The following is a 980-nucleotide window of genomic DNA, read 5'->3' as shown; positions in this document are numbered from 1 at the left end:
GGGTGACGGTGGTGGGGCCCGGCGTTCAGGGCCGGGCCGGGCCCGGTGGGCGGGAGGTGCGCAGCATCTCCGACACGGCCCTCTCGATCGGGCCCCGGGTGGCCGGCAGTCCCTCGCCCACTCCGCGCCCCAGGTCCTCCAGTGCGCCGGCGACGGTCACCCCCTCCTCGTACAGTTCGATGACCGCCGGGTTGATGTAGGAGGCGCGGCAGACCGCGGGGGTGTTGCCGAGGTGGGCGGCGACCTCGCGCACGGCCCGGCCGATGGCGCGGCGGCGGGCGGTCTCGGTGCGGGCCGCCGGTTGCGAGACGGCCAGGGCGACGGCGGCCAGGACGGTGGCGTGCCAGGTTCGGAAGTCCTTGGCGGTGAGTTCCACCCCGCCGGCCACCTCCCGCAGGTAGGCGTTGACCTCCTCCCCCGAGACGTTCCGCCACGCGGGCCGGTCCCAGTAGGCGAACAGGCGGTCGCCGCCGGAGCGCCGGCGTTTCAGGGCGGTGACCGTCCGCAGGATCTCCGGGGCGGCCACGGCCTGTTCCTGCCACTGCCCGTGCTTGGCGGGATAGCTGAAGGTGACCACGCCGCGTCGGATCCCGACGTGTTCGCGCAGCAGGGTGGTCAGCCCGTAGGACCGGTTCTCGTTGGCGTAGCGGTCGCCGCCGATGCGGAAGAAGCCGAGGTCGAGCAGGGACGCGCCGGTGGCCAGGACCCGGTCGCGGCGCAGGCCGCGACCGGTCAGCTCGACGGCGGTGCGTTCGCGCAGCCGGGGCAGGACCTCGGCGACCTCCAGGACGTGTTCGTGCTTGGCCCGCTCCTGCTCGGCGCGGAAGCGGGGGTGGTAGAGGTACTGGCGGCGTCCCGCGGCGTCGGTGCCCACGGCCTGGAGATGGCCGTTGGGCAGGGGGCAGATCCACACGTCGCGCCAGGCGGGCGGGATGACCAGGCCCTTGATCCGCTCCAGGTGGGCGGGGTCGCGCAGGGGG

The 980-nt window shown here is 74.8% G+C and carries 1 protein-coding gene; it reads right to left on the bottom strand.

The features are described from left to right. Positions 1 to 25 precede the first annotated feature (25 nt). Positions 26 to 980: DNA topoisomerase IB (locus FNQ90_RS24775; protein WP_182608376.1), on the bottom strand; the 955-nt coding region annotated here is incomplete at its 5' end.

It is taken from the genome of Streptomyces alkaliphilus, assembly GCF_014141535.1.
GTDB lineage: Bacteria > Actinomycetota > Actinomycetes > Streptomycetales > Streptomycetaceae > Streptomyces > Streptomyces alkaliphilus.
This window is presented reverse-complemented; position numbering and strand designations above follow the sequence as displayed.